General features: G+C 63.9%; 17 protein-coding genes. 11 read left to right on the top strand and 6 right to left on the bottom strand.

The window, feature by feature from the left end; all coding sequences use genetic code 11:
- The first annotated feature begins 180 nt into the window (after positions 1-180).
- The 3 genes from ACNQOP_RS12820 to ACNQOP_RS12830 are packed head-to-tail and all read left to right on the top strand — an operon-like array spanning position 181 to position 2,095.
- Positions 181-738, top strand: a complete 558-nt coding sequence (locus tag ACNQOP_RS12820; RefSeq protein ID WP_416404689.1) for a hypothetical protein — start codon at positions 181-183, stop codon at positions 736-738.
- Positions 738-1,823, top strand: a complete 1,086-nt coding sequence (locus ACNQOP_RS12825) for a C2 family cysteine protease (protein WP_416404690.1) — start codon at positions 738-740, stop codon at positions 1,821-1,823. The genes ACNQOP_RS12820 and ACNQOP_RS12825 overlap by 1 nt, the downstream gene beginning before the upstream one ends.
- Before the next feature lie 8 nt (positions 1,824-1,831).
- The gene (locus ACNQOP_RS12830) at positions 1,832-2,095 is read left to right on the top strand and encodes a hypothetical protein (RefSeq protein ID WP_416404691.1); all 264 of its coding nucleotides are present in this window, start codon (positions 1,832-1,834) and stop codon (positions 2,093-2,095) included.
- Between the two features lie 71 nt (positions 2,096-2,166).
- Here ACNQOP_RS12830 and ACNQOP_RS12835 read toward each other — a convergent pair whose 3' ends face one another.
- Positions 2,167-3,261 carry a pyridoxal-phosphate-dependent aminotransferase family protein gene (locus ACNQOP_RS12835; RefSeq protein WP_416404692.1) on the bottom strand — a complete coding sequence of 365 codons (1,095 nt, stop codon included), beginning with the start codon at positions 3,259-3,261 and terminating at the stop codon, positions 2,167-2,169.
- A 25-nt stretch (positions 3,262-3,286) separates the two neighbouring features.
- Positions 3,287-4,528, bottom strand: coding sequence for an MFS transporter (locus ACNQOP_RS12840; protein ID WP_416404693.1), 1,242 nt, complete (start codon positions 4,526-4,528; stop codon positions 3,287-3,289).
- A 63-nt stretch (positions 4,529-4,591) separates the two neighbouring features.
- On the opposite strand from ACNQOP_RS12840, the gene ACNQOP_RS12845 reads away from it, so the two are divergent.
- From ACNQOP_RS12845 to purM, 7 genes are all read left to right on the top strand, one after another.
- The gene (locus tag ACNQOP_RS12845) at positions 4,592-5,053 is read left to right on the top strand and encodes a winged helix-turn-helix transcriptional regulator (protein ID WP_416404694.1); all 462 of its coding nucleotides are present in this window, start codon (positions 4,592-4,594) and stop codon (positions 5,051-5,053) included.
- A gap of 79 nt (positions 5,054-5,132) precedes the next feature.
- Positions 5,133-5,963 (top strand): phosphatase PAP2 family protein, encoded by an 831-nt coding sequence (locus ACNQOP_RS12850; RefSeq protein ID WP_284987601.1) that lies wholly within the window; start codon positions 5,133-5,135, stop codon positions 5,961-5,963.
- Positions 5,964-6,117: 154 nt separating this feature from the next.
- The gene (gene uraD / locus ACNQOP_RS12855; protein ID WP_416404695.1) at positions 6,118-6,627 is read left to right on the top strand and encodes a 2-oxo-4-hydroxy-4-carboxy-5-ureidoimidazoline decarboxylase; all 510 of its coding nucleotides are present in this window, start codon (positions 6,118-6,120) and stop codon (positions 6,625-6,627) included.
- Complete coding sequence (gene uraH, locus ACNQOP_RS12860; RefSeq protein ID WP_017199951.1) at positions 6,624-6,965, top strand: hydroxyisourate hydrolase; 342 nt, start codon at positions 6,624-6,626, stop codon at positions 6,963-6,965. Before uraD ends, uraH begins: the two co-directional genes overlap by 4 nt.
- Before the next feature lie 91 nt (positions 6,966-7,056).
- Complete coding sequence (locus ACNQOP_RS12865; protein ID WP_235517714.1) at positions 7,057-7,389, top strand: hypothetical protein; 333 nt, start codon at positions 7,057-7,059, stop codon at positions 7,387-7,389.
- 135 nt (positions 7,390-7,524) lie between these two features.
- Positions 7,525-9,156, top strand: coding sequence for an amidophosphoribosyltransferase (purF, locus tag ACNQOP_RS12870; RefSeq protein WP_235517716.1), 1,632 nt, complete (start codon positions 7,525-7,527; stop codon positions 9,154-9,156).
- Positions 9,153-10,316: a phosphoribosylformylglycinamidine cyclo-ligase gene (gene purM / locus ACNQOP_RS12875; protein WP_416404696.1), complete on the top strand. Its 1,164-nt coding sequence runs from the start codon at positions 9,153-9,155 to the stop codon at positions 10,314-10,316. The genes purF and purM overlap by 4 nt, the downstream gene beginning before the upstream one ends.
- An 81-nt stretch (positions 10,317-10,397) precedes the next feature.
- On the opposite strand, the gene ACNQOP_RS12880 is transcribed toward purM, so the two are convergent.
- The 3 genes from ACNQOP_RS12880 to ACNQOP_RS12890 all read right to left on the bottom strand — a co-directional run bounded on the left by ACNQOP_RS12880 (position 10,398) and on the right by ACNQOP_RS12890 (position 12,365).
- Positions 10,398-11,177 (bottom strand): VOC family protein, encoded by a 780-nt coding sequence (locus ACNQOP_RS12880; protein WP_416404697.1) that lies wholly within the window; start codon positions 11,175-11,177, stop codon positions 10,398-10,400.
- The gene (locus ACNQOP_RS12885) at positions 11,174-11,956 is read right to left on the bottom strand and encodes a VOC family protein (protein ID WP_416404698.1); all 783 of its coding nucleotides are present in this window, start codon (positions 11,954-11,956) and stop codon (positions 11,174-11,176) included. The genes ACNQOP_RS12880 and ACNQOP_RS12885 overlap by 4 nt, the downstream gene beginning before the upstream one ends.
- 184 nt (positions 11,957-12,140) lie before the next feature.
- Entirely contained in the window at positions 12,141-12,365 is a 225-nt protein-coding gene (locus tag ACNQOP_RS12890) for a DUF3073 domain-containing protein (RefSeq protein ID WP_024818182.1), read from the bottom strand.
- A 243-nt stretch (positions 12,366-12,608) separates the two neighbouring features.
- Here ACNQOP_RS12890 and ACNQOP_RS12895 point away from each other — a divergent pair, with 243 nt between their 5' ends.
- The gene (locus ACNQOP_RS12895; RefSeq protein WP_416404699.1) at positions 12,609-13,406 is read left to right on the top strand and encodes a septum formation family protein; all 798 of its coding nucleotides are present in this window, start codon (positions 12,609-12,611) and stop codon (positions 13,404-13,406) included.
- A 12-nt stretch (positions 13,407-13,418) separates the two neighbouring features.
- Here the strand turns inward: ACNQOP_RS12895 and clpB are convergent, their stop codons facing one another.
- Positions 13,419-16,079 carry an ATP-dependent chaperone ClpB gene (clpB, locus tag ACNQOP_RS12900; RefSeq protein ID WP_284987593.1) on the bottom strand — a complete coding sequence of 887 codons (2,661 nt, stop codon included), beginning with the start codon at positions 16,077-16,079 and terminating at the stop codon, positions 13,419-13,421.
- Between the last annotated feature and the right edge of the window lie 52 nt (positions 16,080-16,131).

Here is a 16,131-nt window from a genome sequence, read left to right on the forward strand (position 1 = left end):
CTTCCGGCCGACCCTCTCTCACACCCCACCCCCTTCAACCCAACCCTCACTCACATCCCACCCCCTTCAACCCAACCCTCACTCACACCCCACGGGTTGTTCTCCCCATCGCCATACCCAAGCCGGCGTGACAGCATTCGGTGAGAACCGCCGTCGGGCGCTCAACGAACTGAGGATCCTATGAACCGCCGTCTGGACCGAAGCCCTTGGGCGCTGGCTGCTGCCATGTTGATGGCGACCGTTGCTGCGGGATGCACCACCACTCCCGACGGTCCCACCCGGGAACCGAGCAGCGCGCCTCCCGTCACCGCCAGTCCGGCTCCCCTGGCCGAGAGCGCCGACAAGTACGATTCGCTGCGCGCCGACCTCGTTGCCGCGCTGGAGAAACAGATGCCGGACATCACTTGGTCCGCGGATGATCCGGCACGCATGAGCCACGCTCAAGACGGCAGGTGCGTGTTTTCCCCGCAGAGCATGAAAAGCAGCGCGGACATTGTGGAGCGTTCAAGGAACTTCGAAGAGGTCTTTACTGCCGCCGATCCCGTCCTCAAGAAGCACGGATTCCCAACATTTGACGGCACTGACCCAGTCCCGGGCGGCTGGGTGGTCACTCGGAGCACTGACGGCGTCGGCGCCACTGTCACCATCGAATCGAAGAGCCCGGCCTACCTGCGGATCACCGCGCCGGTGGCGTCCGAACGCTGCGATACCAACGAACTGGCAGGGGGGGACAAGTAATGCCGGGATTCTACGGTGCTGATGTTGAACAGTTGCGGACATTGGCCAAAACCATGTCCCGACACTCCGAGCGAATGACCTCGTTGTCCCTTGAGCTGGGCAACCTCATCACCAACGCCCGCTGGGATGGCAGGGATGCTGCGATATTCCGGGCGTCGTGGAACTCCGAGCACCGGCCCATGTTGGTGAGGATCTCCGCCGAGCTACGGGACCAGGCCACGGAATTGGCCCGGAACGCGGACGAGCAGGACAAGTCCAGCTCGGGGTCTTCGGGCTCCGATCGTTCCGGGCGGGGCGACTCCAACCCACCCGGCGACCCCGGGCCCCTGAACCCGGACACGCCCGACGTCGATGTTCCCGGCGATGTTCGCAAAGACCCCGACGCCGGCAACCCCAGTGATGTCCGCCAGGGCCAGATCGGTGACTGCTGGCTGCTGGCCGGGATGGGTTCGGTGGCCCAGGAATTGGAGCGGCAGGGCAAATTGGATGAGTTCCTGGAATCGCATATGCGTCCCGTCGGCGACCCGCCAACACACTGGGTTGTCACCCTGTATGACGACGGCGAACCCGTGGAGGTGACTGTGGAGGCCAAGTCCACGGAGGGCGGAGTCCGCGGCGCAGACGGCCAACCGAACTGGTTGTCCATCTACGAACGCGCTGCCGCTGAGCACCGGGGCGGCTCCTACGATGACATCGACGGCGGCTACAGCAACGAAGCCATGGAGCTGATGACCGGAAAGTCCGCGGATAGGGACGGGGAGCTGAACCTGGACGACATCGAGGACAAACTTTCGGACGGCAAAGCGGTCTCCGTAGGCACCGAAGATGTGAAAGACGACGACTTCGACTGGTTCTGGGAATCTGAAGAGGTCAACCGCACAGATGTGGTCCCCAACCACGCGTACATGGTGGTGGATGTGAAAATCAACGACGACGGCCAGAAGGTCATCGTGCTGGCCAACCCATGGGGGCCTTCAGGCGGTTACATGGAGGGCGACAGCGACCACAAGTCCGGAACGCTGGAACTGACCGAAGATGAGTACAAGGAGAACTTCGATTCCGTGTACTCCGTGGATGTGAAGTAGGGATGGCCGTGGAACAGCTGGTAACCGTGAAGCAAGGAATGCAGCCAACCTTCGACGGCGTGAAAGTTGGGGTGGTGAAGATCGGCATCGCGGAAGGAGCTCCTGCCGTGCAGTTCTGGATCCGGACGGCAGAGGAGGAACGGAAGCAGGCCTTCCGGGAGGGGCAGTCCGTCACCCTCCCTGGCGCGGGGACCCTCACCGTCACAGGGATCCAGCCCGACGACGACTCGGCCCTCGCCTCGGTGACGTTGAAGTACGACGCCGGGATGTGAGCGAGCGTCACCCCCAAGCATGCGGGACGTGAGAGAGCGTCAGGCCCAAGCAGGCGGGACGTGAGAGAGCGTCAGGCTTTGGCGAGGGCCTCCTTCAGCGCGCCCAGCACCAGTGTCACCGACGCACTGTTGGCGTTAGGGCCCATCATGCCGATCCGCCACACCGTGTCCGCGTATTCCCCCACCCCAGAGCCAATTTCCATGCTGAAGTGCTCCAAAAGGTAGGCGCGCACGGCAGCCGAGTTGACGCCGTCGGGCACCTTGACGGTGGTGAGGCTCGGCAACCGGGAACCTTCGGCGGCGAACAGTTCCAGCCCCATCTCCTGCAGCCCGTTCTGCAACGCGTCACCAGCGGCGCGATGCCGGGCCTGCACAACGTCCAGCCCTTCGGCGAGGATGCGGTCCAACGCAGCTTCCAGGCCGGCGATCATGGTGACCGGTGCAGTGTGGTGGTAGGTCCGGGCACCGCTGGCCGCGCCGACGTAGCCGCCGAGCAGCCCAATATCCAGGTACCAGGAGCGCGGGTCCTTAACGCGGCGTTCGAACGCGCGGTCGGACACGGTGAACGGCGACAATCCCGGCGGGACGCCCAAGCACTTCTGCGTGCCCGCGTATCCGACGTCGATCCCCCAGTCGTCCGCCAGGAGCTCCAACCCACCGATCGATGTGACGGCGTCCGTGATCAGCAGGGCGTCTCCCTTGCCGGCACCGAGGGCTGCGATGTCGGAGATCACGCCTACGGATGTCTCAGCGTGGACCGCCGCGATCACTTTGGGATGAGGGTGTGCCGAGAGCACCCGGTCGGCGTCGATGGGCTGGCCCCACTCATGGTCCACGCGGACCACCTCTGCGCCGCAGCGCCGGGCGACCTCACACATCCGTACCCCAAACAGTCCGTTGACGGCAATGACTGCCACGTCGCCGTCGGACACGGTGTTCACGAAAGCCGCTTCCATCCCGCCGGAACCGGTAGCGCTCAGCGGAAGTGTGCGCGCATTGGAAGTCCCCCACACTGTACGGAGCCCCTCGCAGGTGTGGTCCAGCCGCTCAATGAACACTGGGTCCAGGTGGCCGAGCACGGGGTACGCCAAGGCGGCCATGGCTTCGGGGTAGCAATTGCTCGGGCCGGGACCGAACAGGAACCTGGACGTCAGAATGTCTGGCATGTGGAACTCCTTCAGCTGGTAGTGGTCATTCTGCCCCAGCGTGGTGGGAGGCGCGAACCGCACCTGCCGTGGAGCCGGAATTGGCCGATCGGAGCTGGTCGGCACCCCAAATAGCCAGCGCTCCGAACGCGAATGCCGCCCCGAGCACACTGGCACCGGCCCAGCCCCACGCGGCGTAAACGGGCGCTACTGTCGCGGCCCCAGCGGCGCTGCCCACGGAGTAGAACACCATGTAGCTGCCGATGATGCTGCTGGCCGACTCCTCGGCCCCCGTGACAATCAGCGTTTGGCTGCTGACGTGGACAGCCTGCACGGCGGCGTCGAGCACGACGATTCCGACGACGAACCACAGCAGAGACCACTCTCCCAACCACAACGCGACCCATGAGCCAAGCAGCGCGATTAAGCCCGCACTGGTGACCCGTTGGCCCCAACCCCGGTCCGCCGCTGCTCCGGCTTTTGACGCGGCCAGTATCCCCACCAGGCCGGCCAGCCCAAAGAGTCCAATGACCCCGGGCGGCAGGTCCCAGCCGGGGCCACCCAGCAGCAGTGACATCCCGCTCCACAGCACGCCGAAGGACGCGAAGAGAAGCATGGTGATCAGGGCCCGGGTCCGAAAAACGGGATTGCTGCGGGTGAGGACCACAACCGACAGGACTGCCTGCCGATAGCTCACGCCGCCTCGGTCCAGCCGATCCGGAGGCAACGCCCTGAAAAGAGCGGCGGAGAGGAGCACCGCAACCGAAGCCGCCAGGATATAGACCGACCTCCAGCCCCACGCATCTGTCAAGCCACCCGCTAAGGTCCGCGCAAGGATTATGCCACTCACGACGCCGGCAGTTACGGTACCGATGTTGCGGCCCCTTTGGTCCGGGCTACTGGATGCGGCGGTGAACGCCACGATGGTCTGCACCACGGACGAGGCACCTCCCAGGAGAACGAATCCAAGGAGCAAGAGGGTGGGCGATGACGCAAAGGTGACTGTGCATGCTCCCACGGCACTGGCCCCGACTTGAAGGGCCATCAGCTTTCGGCGATCGGTTACGTCTCCCAGTGGAACCAAAAGAACCAGCCCCACTAAGTACCCGGCTTGGGCTGAGGCCACAATCCAGCCGATGCCTGCCACGGGTATCCCGACGTCCGAGCCAATGACTTCGAGGAGCGGCTGCCCGTAGTAGAGGTTGGACACCATGAACCCGGCAGCGACTGCGAGCAGCAAGAGGAGTCCAGGGCTTAGGCCCTGTGGGGATTTTGTGGCGTTGCCCATGGGCCTTACCTCTTTCGTTTGGTTTCGATATGCAACCAAGCGAGCGTATGGCAGAATGGTTTCATGTTGCAACCAACCGACGTGGACTGGACAGATCCCGAGTGCCCTGTCGCCAGGGCGACCGACCTTGTTGGCGACAAATGGACCCTGCTGATCATCAGGGATTCGCTGGATGGCAAACGTCGCTTCTCCGAGTTTGAGAAGTCCCTGGGCGTCGCGAAGAACATCCTTTCGGACCGGCTTCGACTACTGGTTGACAGAGGCATCCTGACGCGGGTCCCCAACCCCCGCGGCACGCGGAGCGAGTATGAGCTCACTGATGCGGGGCGTGACCTCTTCACGGTGATCCTGAGCCTTCGGCAATGGGGTGAACGCAACGCTTTCGGTTCCGATGAAAGGCACTCAGTCCTCATCGACACGTCGACCGGACAGCCCGTCCCACAGCTTCACCCCTTCGGATCCGGCAGAAAAGGACTCGACCCCCAAGGAACCCAGGTGGTCAAGGTGGGCCAGCAGCTTCCCTGAACGCATCCCCAGGATCGCCCAAGGTGAAAATGCTAAGGTTGCTCACCAATGCGGAGGCCGCCACGGATAGGGGACAAGAGTGACGACTGAAGGGCAGAAGCAACCGGAAGCCGGCGTCCAGGGCGAAGTAAGCCAGGACCGCTTCGTTGCCGGACAGGACCTGACGCGCTGGAAATCCCCGATCGGGCGCACCTTGGCCAGGGGCGCCGAGTGGATCACCAGACTCCTCGGCCCCTATGCAGCGCTCATCATCACGCTGGTCGTGGGCCTTGCGGTGGCATTGTCGTTGGCCCTGGTTTTCGGCGAGGTCTATGAATCGGTCACGGAAGCCGACGGCGTTGCAGGCCTGGACCATCCAGCACTTGATGCAGCCAAGACGGTCCGATCCCCTGCTTTGGATGTTGCGATCACTGCCTACACAAACGTCGGTGGCACTGTGGGAATGCCCATCATTGCCGTGGTGATCATGATCTTCCTGGCCGTGCGCAGGAAGTCCTGGACACCGGTCATCCTGATGCTTGCCGCCGGGCTCGGCTCACTGCTCATCACCGTCCTCGGCAAGCCACTCTTTGGCCGCACCCGGCCGGACCTTGCCGACGCCATCCCGCCCTACGAGCACTCCCCCTCCTTTCCCAGCGGACACTCCCTGAACTCCCTGGTGATCGCGGGCATCGTGGCGTACCTGGTCATCCTGAGGCTCAAGACCCTGCGCGCGCGGGTCATTACCGTGGCGGTGGCGGCGGCATTTGCCATCACCATGGGCCTGAGCCGTGTCTACCTCGGCCATCACTGGCTGACCGATGTCCTGGCCGCCTGGGCTATTGGCATCTCATGGTTGGCGCTGGTCATCACGGCCCATCGCCTCTATCTGACCGTGCGCACGAGACGCCACACCGCGGTAGTCTCTTGACACCAGAGTGATCTCTCGGCTTAACTAAATTACATATGCTGAAATAACAGTTCCATGATGCGGAAGCAGAAGTATCGCGCTTCCTCCTGCTGAACAGCAGGAGTTCCGCATAGCCCACACCATGGATGCCAGCATTTGCCTGAGGATGACAAGCATGGAGCTTGCAGTATTCAACAGCCTTGAGCGGGATGAGGCCGTCAAAACCCTGACACCCTGCCTGGATATCAGCCGCTGGGTCGAAACAATCGTCGACGCCCGCCCCTTCGCAAGCGTGGACGACTTGTTGGCCCACGCCAACAAAGCCGCGCACCCCCTCACGCCGGCCGAAGTGGAGTCTGCCATGGCCCACCACCCCCGGATCGGCGAACGCCCCAAGGCACAGACCACCGAGGCCGCAATGTCGCGTTCGGAGCAAGCCGGAGTTGACCCCGGCGACAACCAGACAACAGCGGCCCTGGCCGAGGGGAACCGTGCCTACGAGGAAAAATTCGGCAGGGTTTTCCTGATCCGCGCCGCAGGCCGCAGCGCCGAGGAAATCCTCGCCACGCTGCAGGAACGCATTACCCACACACCCGAAGAAGAAGACACAATCGTGGCCGGCCAGCTGCGGGAGATCGCACTGTTGCGCCTCTCCGGACTGGTCAGCGAAGGAGTCAACGCATGAGCGTTTCGCAGGTAACAACCCACATCCTCGACACCGGTTCCGGTCGCCCGGCGGCTGGCGTCGCCGTCGTACTTTACGTCCGCGAAGGCGACGACTGGACCTTGGTGGCGAAGGGCGAAACGGACGCCGACGGCCGCATCAAGACCCTTGGCCCGGAGCGGATTCCCGGCGGAGCGTACCGGCTGAACTTCGCCACGGGCGCCTACTACGAAGGCCTTGGCACGGAGACGTTCTTCCCCGAAGTGGACCTGAACTTCACAGTTTCCGATGCCGGCGAGCACTACCACGTGCCCCTGCTGCTGAGCCCGTTCGCGTTCTCGACGTATCGCGGCAGCTAACCCACCCCGCCGAGTTGCCAGCTAATGCCAATGTTCCCCAGGAACATTGGCATTAGCTGTCGTATCGGCGGGGAACGGTAGGCTTTAACACATGGCTTCAAAGGACACCACCCCCAACTCCGCCCGCCGCGAAATCACGGTTCGGCGGGCACCCAAGTTCGTACCCTTCATGATTCTGGGCGCGGTGGTGGGCGCAATCGTGGCCGCGATCATCGCTTACGGCCGCCCGGCGGACCCCGCCTTCGACGCCAGCACCGTCTTTGGTTTCTTCCTGATCGTTTGCGCCGGCGGCGGCGTGATCGTGTTCTCGATCCTCGCCCTGGTCCTGGACCGGGTCAGCGTCAAGCGCTCACAGCGCGCCGTGGTGGAAGCCGTTCCGGACTCGGTTCCGGATGAAGGCCCAGAGCACGACGACGTCCGGTAAGTCGGGCGTTAAGACCCACCTTTCGCGGGGGAGGCACTGTGAGACGTGTCGCATTTTGCCCGTATCGGCGCTGTTCGCGGGGTCACATAGGCTGCGGGGGGACCTACCACGGCCACAACATGAGACAATCGACCAGTGGCACGTGGCGACGGAAAACTTTCTCATGATCTTCTCCCTGGCGAAAAAGGCCCCCAGGACGCTTGTGGCGTCTTCGGGGTTTGGGCTCCCGGTGAAGAAGTAGCAAAACTCACCTATTACGGGCTGTATGCGCTGCAGCACCGCGGACAAGAATCGGCTGGTATCGCTACCAGTGACGGCAAGCGCATCAATGTCTATAAAGACATGGGCCTTGTGTCCCAGGTCTTCGACGAGACAACCCTTAATACCCTGACCGGGCATTTGGCCGTTGGCCACTGCCGGTACTCCACCACCGGTGCAAGCCACTGGGCCAACGCGCAGCCAACCCTGGGTGCGACCGCAACCGGCACGGTTGCTCTGGCCCACAACGGCAACCTGACCAACACCGCTGAACTCCGGGAAATGATCCTTGAGCGCAACGATGGCCAGCTGACCGGTGAGATGAAGCAGGGCAACACCTCTGACACCGCCCTGGTGACCGCACTCCTTGAGGGTGAAGAGGGCAAGACCCTGGAGCAGACCGCACTGGAGCTGCTGCCCAAGATCAAGGGTGGCTTCTGCTTCGTCTTCATGGACGAGGGAACCCTCTACGCAGCCCGTGACACATACGGCATCCGCCCGCTGTGCCTGGGCCGCCTGGACCGTGGCTGGGTGGTCGCTTCCGAGCAGGCCGGCCTTGCCACCGTTGGTGCGAGCTTCATCCGCGAGATCGAACCCGGCGAATTCATTGCCATCGACGAGGACGGCGTCCGTTCGCAGCGCTTCGCTGAGGCTACCCCCGCCGGCTGCGTCTTCGAATACGTCTACCTTGCCCGCCCGGACGCTGCCATTGCCGGCCGCTCCGTGTACGAGGCCCGTGTTGAGATGGGCCGCCAGTTGGCCCGCGAAAACACGCACGAGGCCGATCTGGTCATCCCCGTTCCGGAATCGGGTACCCCTGCGGCTGTTGGTTACGCCGAACAGTCGGGCATCCCGTTCGCTCACGGCTTCGTCAAGAACGCCTACGTTGGCCGTACCTTCATCCAGCCCTCGCAAACCCTGCGCCAGCTGGGTATCCGCCTGAAGCTCAACGCCTTGGAATCGGTGATCCGTGGCAAGCGCATTGTGGTGGTGGATGACTCGATCGTCCGCGGCAACACGCAACGCGCAATCGTCCGAATGCTCCGCGAAGCCGGCGCTGCTGCGGTGCACGTGAAGATTTCCTCCCCACCGGTGCAGTGGCCCTGCTTCTACGGCATCGACTTCGCGTCCCGCGCGGAGCTGATCGCCAACGGCGCCACCATCGAGGAGATTTCGCAGGCCATCGGCGCTGACTCGCTGGCCTACATCTCCGAGGATGGCATGATCGGCGCCACCCAGCAGCCGCGCGAACGCCTGTGCACGGCCTGCTTTACGGGCAAGTACCCGATTGAGCTGCCGCACGCGGACAAGCTGGGCAAGAACCTGCTGGAGCGCACGGACCTGGGCGGCCTGGAACCGGCCGCTGAGTCCGAGTCCGTGGACGACTCCGAGGATCCGGCCGAGAAGCCCGGTGCCACAGGCTGCGATCCGGGACCCGACGCCGAATTCGAAAACCTCCTTACCGACGCTGATCGTTTGACCGACGCCGACAAGAAAGAGTCTGTATGACCTCCGCAACCCCCGCCGCTGACAGCACCCAGAATGCAAACGCCATCACTTACGCTTCTGCAGGTGTCGACGTCGAAGCGGGAGACCGCGCCGTCGAACTCATGAAGGACGCCGTCAAGGCGACCCACAACAACTCGGTGATTGGCGGCGTCGGCGGTTTCGCTGGCCTGTACGACGTCTCGAAGCTGCTGACCTACAAGAAGCCGCTGCTTGCCACGTCCACGGACGGTGTTGGCACCAAGGTGGCAATCGCCCAGGCCATGGACATCCACGACACCATCGGTTTCGACCTGGTGGGCATGGTGGTGGACGACATCGTGGTGGTAGGCGCTGAGCCGCTGTACATGACCGATTACATCGCCTGCGGCAAAGTTGTTCCGGAGCGCATCGCCGACATCGTGCGCGGTATCGCAGCTGCGTGCTCCGTTGCCGGCACCGCCCTTGTGGGCGGCGAGACCGCCGAGCACCCGGGCCTCCTGGGCGAGCACGAGTACGACGTCGCCGGTGCCGCTACCGGTGTTGTCGAAGCCGATGCCCTGCTTGGCCCGGACCGTGTCCGTGCCGGCGACGTCGTGATCGGCATGGCATCCTCCGGCCTGCACTCCAACGGCTACTCCTTGGTCCGCCGCGTCATCAACCACGCCGGTTGGGCCTTGGACCGCCAGGTTTCCGAGCTCGGCCGCACGCTGGGCGAGGAGCTCCTTGAGCCGACCCGCGTCTACGCAGCCGACTGCCTGGACCTCGCACGCACCTTCCCGCTCACGGGTGGCGCCGCAGTTCACGGCTTCAGCCACGTGACCGGTGGTGGCCTGGCCGCCAACCTGGCCCGAGTCCTCCCGCAGGGCCTGGTTGCCACGGTTGACCGCAACACCTGGGAACTCCCCGCGATCTTCAAGCTGGTCTCCGAGCTGGGCAACGTCCCGCTGGCCGACCTGGAGCGCACGCTGAACCTCGGCGTGGGCATGATCGCCATCGTGTCCCCCGAAGTTGCCGACGCTGCCGTCGGCCGCCTCAATGACCGCGGACTGCCGTCGTGGGTCATGGGTACGGTTTCGGCTGACTCGGAGTTGACCTCATTCGACAAGGCCGGCCCGGACTACGTCCAGGGTGCCAAGGGTGTCGACGGCGGCGCTGTCCGTTTGGTGAACGCGTACGCCTAAGCGGTCTATCACCTCTTAAAAAGAGCGGCCCTGCAGTTTCGAACTGCAGGGCCGCTCTTTTGTTGTTCGTCGGCTTCCCAACTAGCGTGACGAGACCTGGATCAGGCTCAGGACGCCACCCTGGGGGTCCTGAATGGTGGCCAGGGATCCGGTCTCGGTGGTCTCCTCGGGTTCCACCAGCACCACTCCCCCGGCAGCTACCGCAGAGTCAACGGCCCGGCGCACGTCCGCGACACCGAGATAGATCTGCCAGGCGGCATCCTCGCCTTCGTCCGCGGGAACGACGCCGGCCACCTCGTCACCGTTGACCATCAGCGTGCTGTAGCTGCCGCCGTCGTCCTGCGGGTATTCGGTGACCTCATGCCCGAAAAGCTGCTGGAAGAACCCGACGGCGGCCTGCGGCTCAGGCGTCAACAGCTCGGCCCAGGCCAACGCGCCGGGCTCGTTGAAGAGGTGGCTGCCGATGTGCGTGCCAGCCTGCCAGACCCCGGTGGTTCCGCCGCCAGGGGGTTCGATGAACGCCAACACCCCGGTGTCCGCCACGGCCTCGGGCCCGAACTGCAGCTTCCCGCCGGCATGAACGGCGTCTTCCCCGATTTCTTCGGTGTCCGTGGCCGCAATGTAGATGTTCCACTGGCTGTGGGTCCCTGCGGCTTCCTGGAGGGGGTTCTGCGGGGCGATGACGGCCACGAGATGCTCCCCGATGAAGGCCTGGGAGTAGCTGCGGCCGTCCGGGGTAGGCAGGTCCTGATAGCTCCAGCCGAAAAGGTGCTGGTAGAACTCCTTTGCTGCGGCCACGTCCCTGGCCTGCAGGTCGGCCCAGCACGGCTCACCGTTGGTGTAATGCTTCCGGACCGTCATGCTGTAACTCCTGTCATGATGCTGAACGCTGCCCCTGCCGGGTCCATGAGCACCGCCATGCGACCTATGCCCGGCACGTCGAAAGCAGGGGCGATGACGTGGCTGCCGAGTTCCACGGCCATGTCCACGCCGGCATCCACGTTAGCCACGGCAAAGTACGTCATCCAAAACGGCGAGAGGCCCTCGATGGGGAGTGTGAGCGCGCCGGCGATCCGCTTTCCGTCCACCAACAGTGATGTGTATTCCTGCAGGTCCCCTGCCGGCTCTGTCCGGCTGTCGCATCCGGTGACGGCCTTATAGAAGGCCACTGCCTTGGGGACGTCGTTGGTTTGAAGCTCGTTCCAAATCATGGTGCCAGGCTCGTTCACAAGACCTGAACCGGGATGGTTCAGGGCCTCCCAAAAACCGATCTGGGCTCCGGTGGGGTCTGTGGCAAAGAACATGCGGCCGCCGCCGTTGGGAACCGATTCGGGCGGCGAAAGCAACGATCCTCCGGCGGCCTCCACGCCCCGGGCAGCAGCGTCCGCTGAATCCACGGCAAGGTAATTCGCCCAGTACGACGGCATCCCTTGCGGCGCGTCCGGCGACTGCTGCATCAGGCCGGCAACGTATCGCCCGCGAAGCTTCGCCATGTAGTACGTCATACCGTCCCGGGCGTCGCGCGCCTCCAGCTCCCAGCCAAAGAGGTCGCTGTAGAACTTTGCGGACACGTCGATGTCATTGGAGGACAGGTCCACCCAACACGGTGTCCCCTGCTTGTAGCTATCGACCTCCGGCATGGTTCTCCCTTTCGATGCACCCGAGCTCAAGACTACGCAGAAAAGGGCCCCCGGGGTACGCCAAAGATCGGCGTGCCCTGGGGGCCCTTTTCAAAAGATTTACGGCATCCGAAGATGCGCGTTGACCTTGATGTACGACGGCGGTCCGCAACTCAGTGCCAAAGGCACCTGTTGGTCACGACAGCTATCCGATACGGCGGGTGTCTACCTCGTCGTCATCGTCTTCCGCGTACTTGTCCTCATAGGCCGAATAGTCCGGCTCCGGAGGATCTTCGGGGAAGTGGCTCTTTACACGACTGGACGGACCCGTGAGCTCCCGCTCAAGTGCCGAATAGTCAGTGTTCGGGGAGTAGTACTTGATGTCCCGAGCCTGCTTGGTAGCTTTTGCCTTTTGACGGCCGCGCCCCATGGCGTGACCCCCTTTTGTACTTGGACCGGAGGTGGTCACCTTGGCTATCGGTGAGGCCCCGGAATGTTTGGTCAATTTGTCGTATGTCTAGATTACATGCTTTCGGAGGTGCCTGCGTGCCAACACAACGCGGCGGCACAGCCAACCACAAGCAAAACCAAGGCTGGACACCTCCAACAAGGGTGAAAATTCGGTAGAGTCTGCCTCAATGCGACCCCAGAGCAGGAAGGCACTCACCGGAATATGAGCCAGGACAACACCCCACCACGTGACGGTTCACCACGCGAACAGGGCGAGGACGCCGTGGACCCTGCGCCCACCGCACCCTCAGGGCTCCCTCCTGCACCGTGGGCCTCACCTTCCGGATTGCAGCCAGACCCTGCGCCCGAAATGGATCCCGACTTTGTGCCCAATCCCGGCGAGCAGCCGGACCCCGCGGCCCCGCCGACGGACGGCCAGCAGCCCAGCTACCCCGCTGCATATCCGGGCCAGCAACCGAATGCGTCCGAAGAGTGGCAGCCCGAGCAGCATGGGGACCCGGTCAAGCGGCAGCGGCTGGTCATCGGCGGGATCGTCCTGGGTGTCCTTGTGCTTATCGGCGTGGTGATCTGGGTGCTGCTCAACCTGCTTGGCACCCGCCCGGAAGCGGCAACAACCAGCCCCAGCGCTACAGCAACACTTGGCCCCCTCCCCCGTGATACCGAGGCCAAGGATTTCCAAGTGGGTGACTGCTTTGCCGACTTCGACCCCAATGCGTCCAAGGCGCGAGCCGTGGCGTGTGATACTGAGCACTCGGCCCAACTTGGCGCTGTTTTCACTTACACCGGAGACGAGTCGTTCCCCGGAACCAATGCGTTGCGTGACAAGGGCCGCGAAGTGTGCCGGACAGTGAAGCTCAACGCGGCGGCCGACAACTACGTCCTGCTTCAGCAGAACGTCTACCCCAGCACCACCAGCTGGGACCGTGGCGACCGCCGCGTTGATTGCTTCATCGTGGTGGATTCCGGCAACACCATCAAGGAAAACCTCCTCGAAAAGTAGCTGCCGGGTCCACTACTTCCTGCGGACCGTCAGGCCGGCACCCACCGGCATTCCGCCGTCGGGCCCTGTCAGCGCCTCAAAGCCCTCAATGGTGAGCTCGTCCAGGTCCGCGGCAGTGTCCACCAGCACGGTGTCACCATCGCTGATCTCCCCTGCAAGGATCTCCTTGGCGAGCCGGTCGCCGATCTCGCGCTGGACAAGCCTGCGGAGCGGGCGGGCGCCGTACGCGGGGTCGTAGCCGGACATAGCCAACCACGCACGCGCGCCGTCGGTGACTTCCAGGCTCAGGCGGCGATCGCGAAGGCGGTTGCCCAGCTCTGCCACATGCAGTTCAACAATCCGGGCCAGTTCCTCAACGGACAGCGGATCAAACAGGACGATTTCATCCAGGCGGTTCAGGAACTCAGGCTTGAAGGATGCCTGCACCACGGCCATGACCGCTTCCCGCTTGGCCCTTGCGTCCAGTGACTGGTCCACCAGGAACTGGCTTCCGGAGTTGGACGTCAGCACCAGGATGGTGTTGCGGAAGTCCACGGTGCGGCCCTGCCCGTCGGTGAGGCGACCGTCGTCGAGCACCTGCAAAAGGATGTCGAAGACTTCCGGATGGGCCTTCTCCACTTCGTCCAGCAGCACCACCGAGTAGGGGCGGCGGCGAACAGCCTCGGTCAGCTGGCCGCCTTCCTCGTAGCCCACGTATCCCGGAGGGGCACCGACCAGGCGGGCGACGGCGTGCTTCTCGCTGTACTCGGACATGTCGATCCGGATCATGGCGCGCTCATCATCAAAGAGGAAGTCTGCCAGCGCTTTGGCCAGCTCCGTCTTACCGACGCCCGTGGGGCCCAGGAACAGGAAGGAACCCGTGGGCCGGTTGGGATCGCTAATGCCTGCGCGGGCCCGGCGGACGGCGTCAGACACGGCCTGCACAGCCTTGCTTTGGCCGATCAGGCGCTTCCCAAGTTCCTCTTCCATGTGGAGGAGCTTCTGCGATTCGCCCTGGAGCATGCGCCCCGCCGGGATGCCCGTCCACGCGGAGATGACCTCGGCGATGTCGTCCGCGGTCACCTCCTCGGCCACCATGAGTTCCGGCTTGTTGTCGGCACTGGTGCGGGCTTCTTCTTCGGCCGCGGCACTCAGCTCCCGTTCCAGGGCGGGCAGCTCGCCGTAGAGGATGCGCGACGCCGATTCCAGGTCGCCTTCGCGCTGCGACTTGTCCGCGGCGGAACGCAACTCGTCGATCTTGGCTTTGAGGTCACCAACGCGGTTCAGGCCCGCTTTCTCGGCCTCCCAGCGAGCATTGAGGGCGCTGAGCTCCTCTTTCTTATCGGCCATGTCGGCACGCAGCGCAGCCAACCGCTCCACCGAGGCCGGGTCGGTCTCCTTCTGGAGCGCCAGTTCCTCCATGGTCAAACGGTCGACGGCGCGGCGGAGCTGGTCGATCTCTTCCGGCGCGGAATCGATCTCCATGCGGAGCCGGGACGCGGCCTCGTCCACAAGGTCGATTGCCTTGTCCGGCAGCTGCCTGCCAGAGATGTAACGGTTGGACAGGGTGGCCGCAGCCACGAGTGCGGAGTCGGCAATGGCTACCTTGTGGTGCGCCTCGTAGCGTTCCTTCAAGCCACGAAGAATGCCGATGGTGTCCTCGACACTGGGCTCGCCGACGTAGACCTGCTGGAAGCGGCGTTCCAAGGCCGGGTCCTTCTCGATGTTCTCGCGATACTCATCCAGGGTGGTGGCGCCAATCAGGCGCAGTTCCCCACGGGCAAGCATGGGCTTGAGCATGTTCCCGGCGTCCATGGCACTCTCGCCGGTGGCCCCGGCACCTACGACTGTGTGGATTTCGTCGATGAACGTGACGATCTGACCGTTGGAGTTCTTGATTTCCTCAAGGACAGCCTTCAGCCGCTCCTCGAACTCGCCACGGTACTTGGCCCCGGCCACCATGGAAGCGAGGTCCAGGGCGATCAGGGTCTTGCCGCGAAGGCTTTCAGGGACGTCGCCGGCTACCATGCGTTGGGCCAAGCCCTCCACGACGGCCGTCTTACCGACGCCGGGTTCGCCGATCAGCACCGGATTGTTCTTGGTGCGGCGGCTGAGGACCTGGATAACGCGTCGAATTTCGCTGTCGCGCCCGATGACGGGGTCGAGCTTGCCGGACCGCGCTACTGCCGTGAGGTCGGTGCCGAACTTCTCCAAGGCCTGGAACGTGTTTTCCGGGTCCGGCGAGTTGACGTTCCTATCGCCACGGACACCCGGCAAGGCGGCAAGCAGCGCCTCATGGGAGGCACCGGCGTCGCGCAGTAATTTCCCGACGGCGTCACTTCCGGCCGAGAGCCCCAGCAGCAAGTGCTCGGTGGACACAAAGGAGTCGCCGAGTTTGTCGGCCTCGCCTTGGGCGGCCTGGATGGCCTGCATGGACTGGCGGGAGAGTTGCGCCTGCTGGACCGAACTGCCCGAGGACGACGGCAGCGCCTTGATGGCAGAGCTTGCCTGGACGCTGACGGCATCCGGGTCCGCACCCGTGGCACGCAGGAGCGCCACTGCGACGCCTTCGCGCTGGTCCATGAGTGCTTTGAGCAAGTGTGCGGGCTCGAGCTGCGGATTGCCCGCGGTTGAGGCGTTCATGGCGGCCGCAGAAAGGGCCTCCTGGCTTTTGGTAGTGAATTTGACGTCCAAAGAGTGCACCCTTTCTGGTGAGACCGATTCTTTCAAGTTGAGTCTACTACGC

The organism is Arthrobacter sp. LFS091 (assembly GCF_047977885.1).
In the GTDB taxonomy this organism is placed as follows: Bacteria; Actinomycetota; Actinomycetes; order Actinomycetales; family Micrococcaceae; genus Arthrobacter.

Coding starts and splice junctions, on each gene's coding strand:
- uraH (WP_017199951.1), top strand. CDS start 6,624: ATGAGCGTTTCGCAGGTAACAACCCACATCCTCGACACCGGTTCCGGT.
- ACNQOP_RS12885 (WP_416404698.1), bottom strand. CDS start 11,956: ATGCCGGAGGTCGATAGCTACAAGCAGGGGACACCGTGTTGGGTGGAC.
- uraD (WP_416404695.1), top strand. CDS start 6,118: ATGGAGCTTGCAGTATTCAACAGCCTTGAGCGGGATGAGGCCGTCAAA.
- ACNQOP_RS12865 (WP_235517714.1), top strand. CDS start 7,057: ATGGCTTCAAAGGACACCACCCCCAACTCCGCCCGCCGCGAAATCACG.
- ACNQOP_RS12890 (WP_024818182.1), bottom strand. CDS start 12,365: ATGGGGCGCGGCCGTCAAAAGGCAAAAGCTACCAAGCAGGCTCGGGAC.
- ACNQOP_RS12840 (WP_416404693.1), bottom strand. CDS start 4,528: ATGGGCAACGCCACAAAATCCCCACAGGGCCTAAGCCCTGGACTCCTC.
- ACNQOP_RS12825 (WP_416404690.1), top strand. CDS start 738: ATGCCGGGATTCTACGGTGCTGATGTTGAACAGTTGCGGACATTGGCC.
- ACNQOP_RS12820 (WP_416404689.1), top strand. CDS start 181: ATGAACCGCCGTCTGGACCGAAGCCCTTGGGCGCTGGCTGCTGCCATG.
- ACNQOP_RS12895 (WP_416404699.1), top strand. CDS start 12,609: ATGAGCCAGGACAACACCCCACCACGTGACGGTTCACCACGCGAACAG.
- purM (WP_416404696.1), top strand. CDS start 9,153: ATGACCTCCGCAACCCCCGCCGCTGACAGCACCCAGAATGCAAACGCC.
- ACNQOP_RS12845 (WP_416404694.1), top strand. CDS start 4,592: ATGTTGCAACCAACCGACGTGGACTGGACAGATCCCGAGTGCCCTGTC.
- ACNQOP_RS12880 (WP_416404697.1), bottom strand. CDS start 11,177: ATGACGGTCCGGAAGCATTACACCAACGGTGAGCCGTGCTGGGCCGAC.
- ACNQOP_RS12835 (WP_416404692.1), bottom strand. CDS start 3,261: ATGCCAGACATTCTGACGTCCAGGTTCCTGTTCGGTCCCGGCCCGAGC.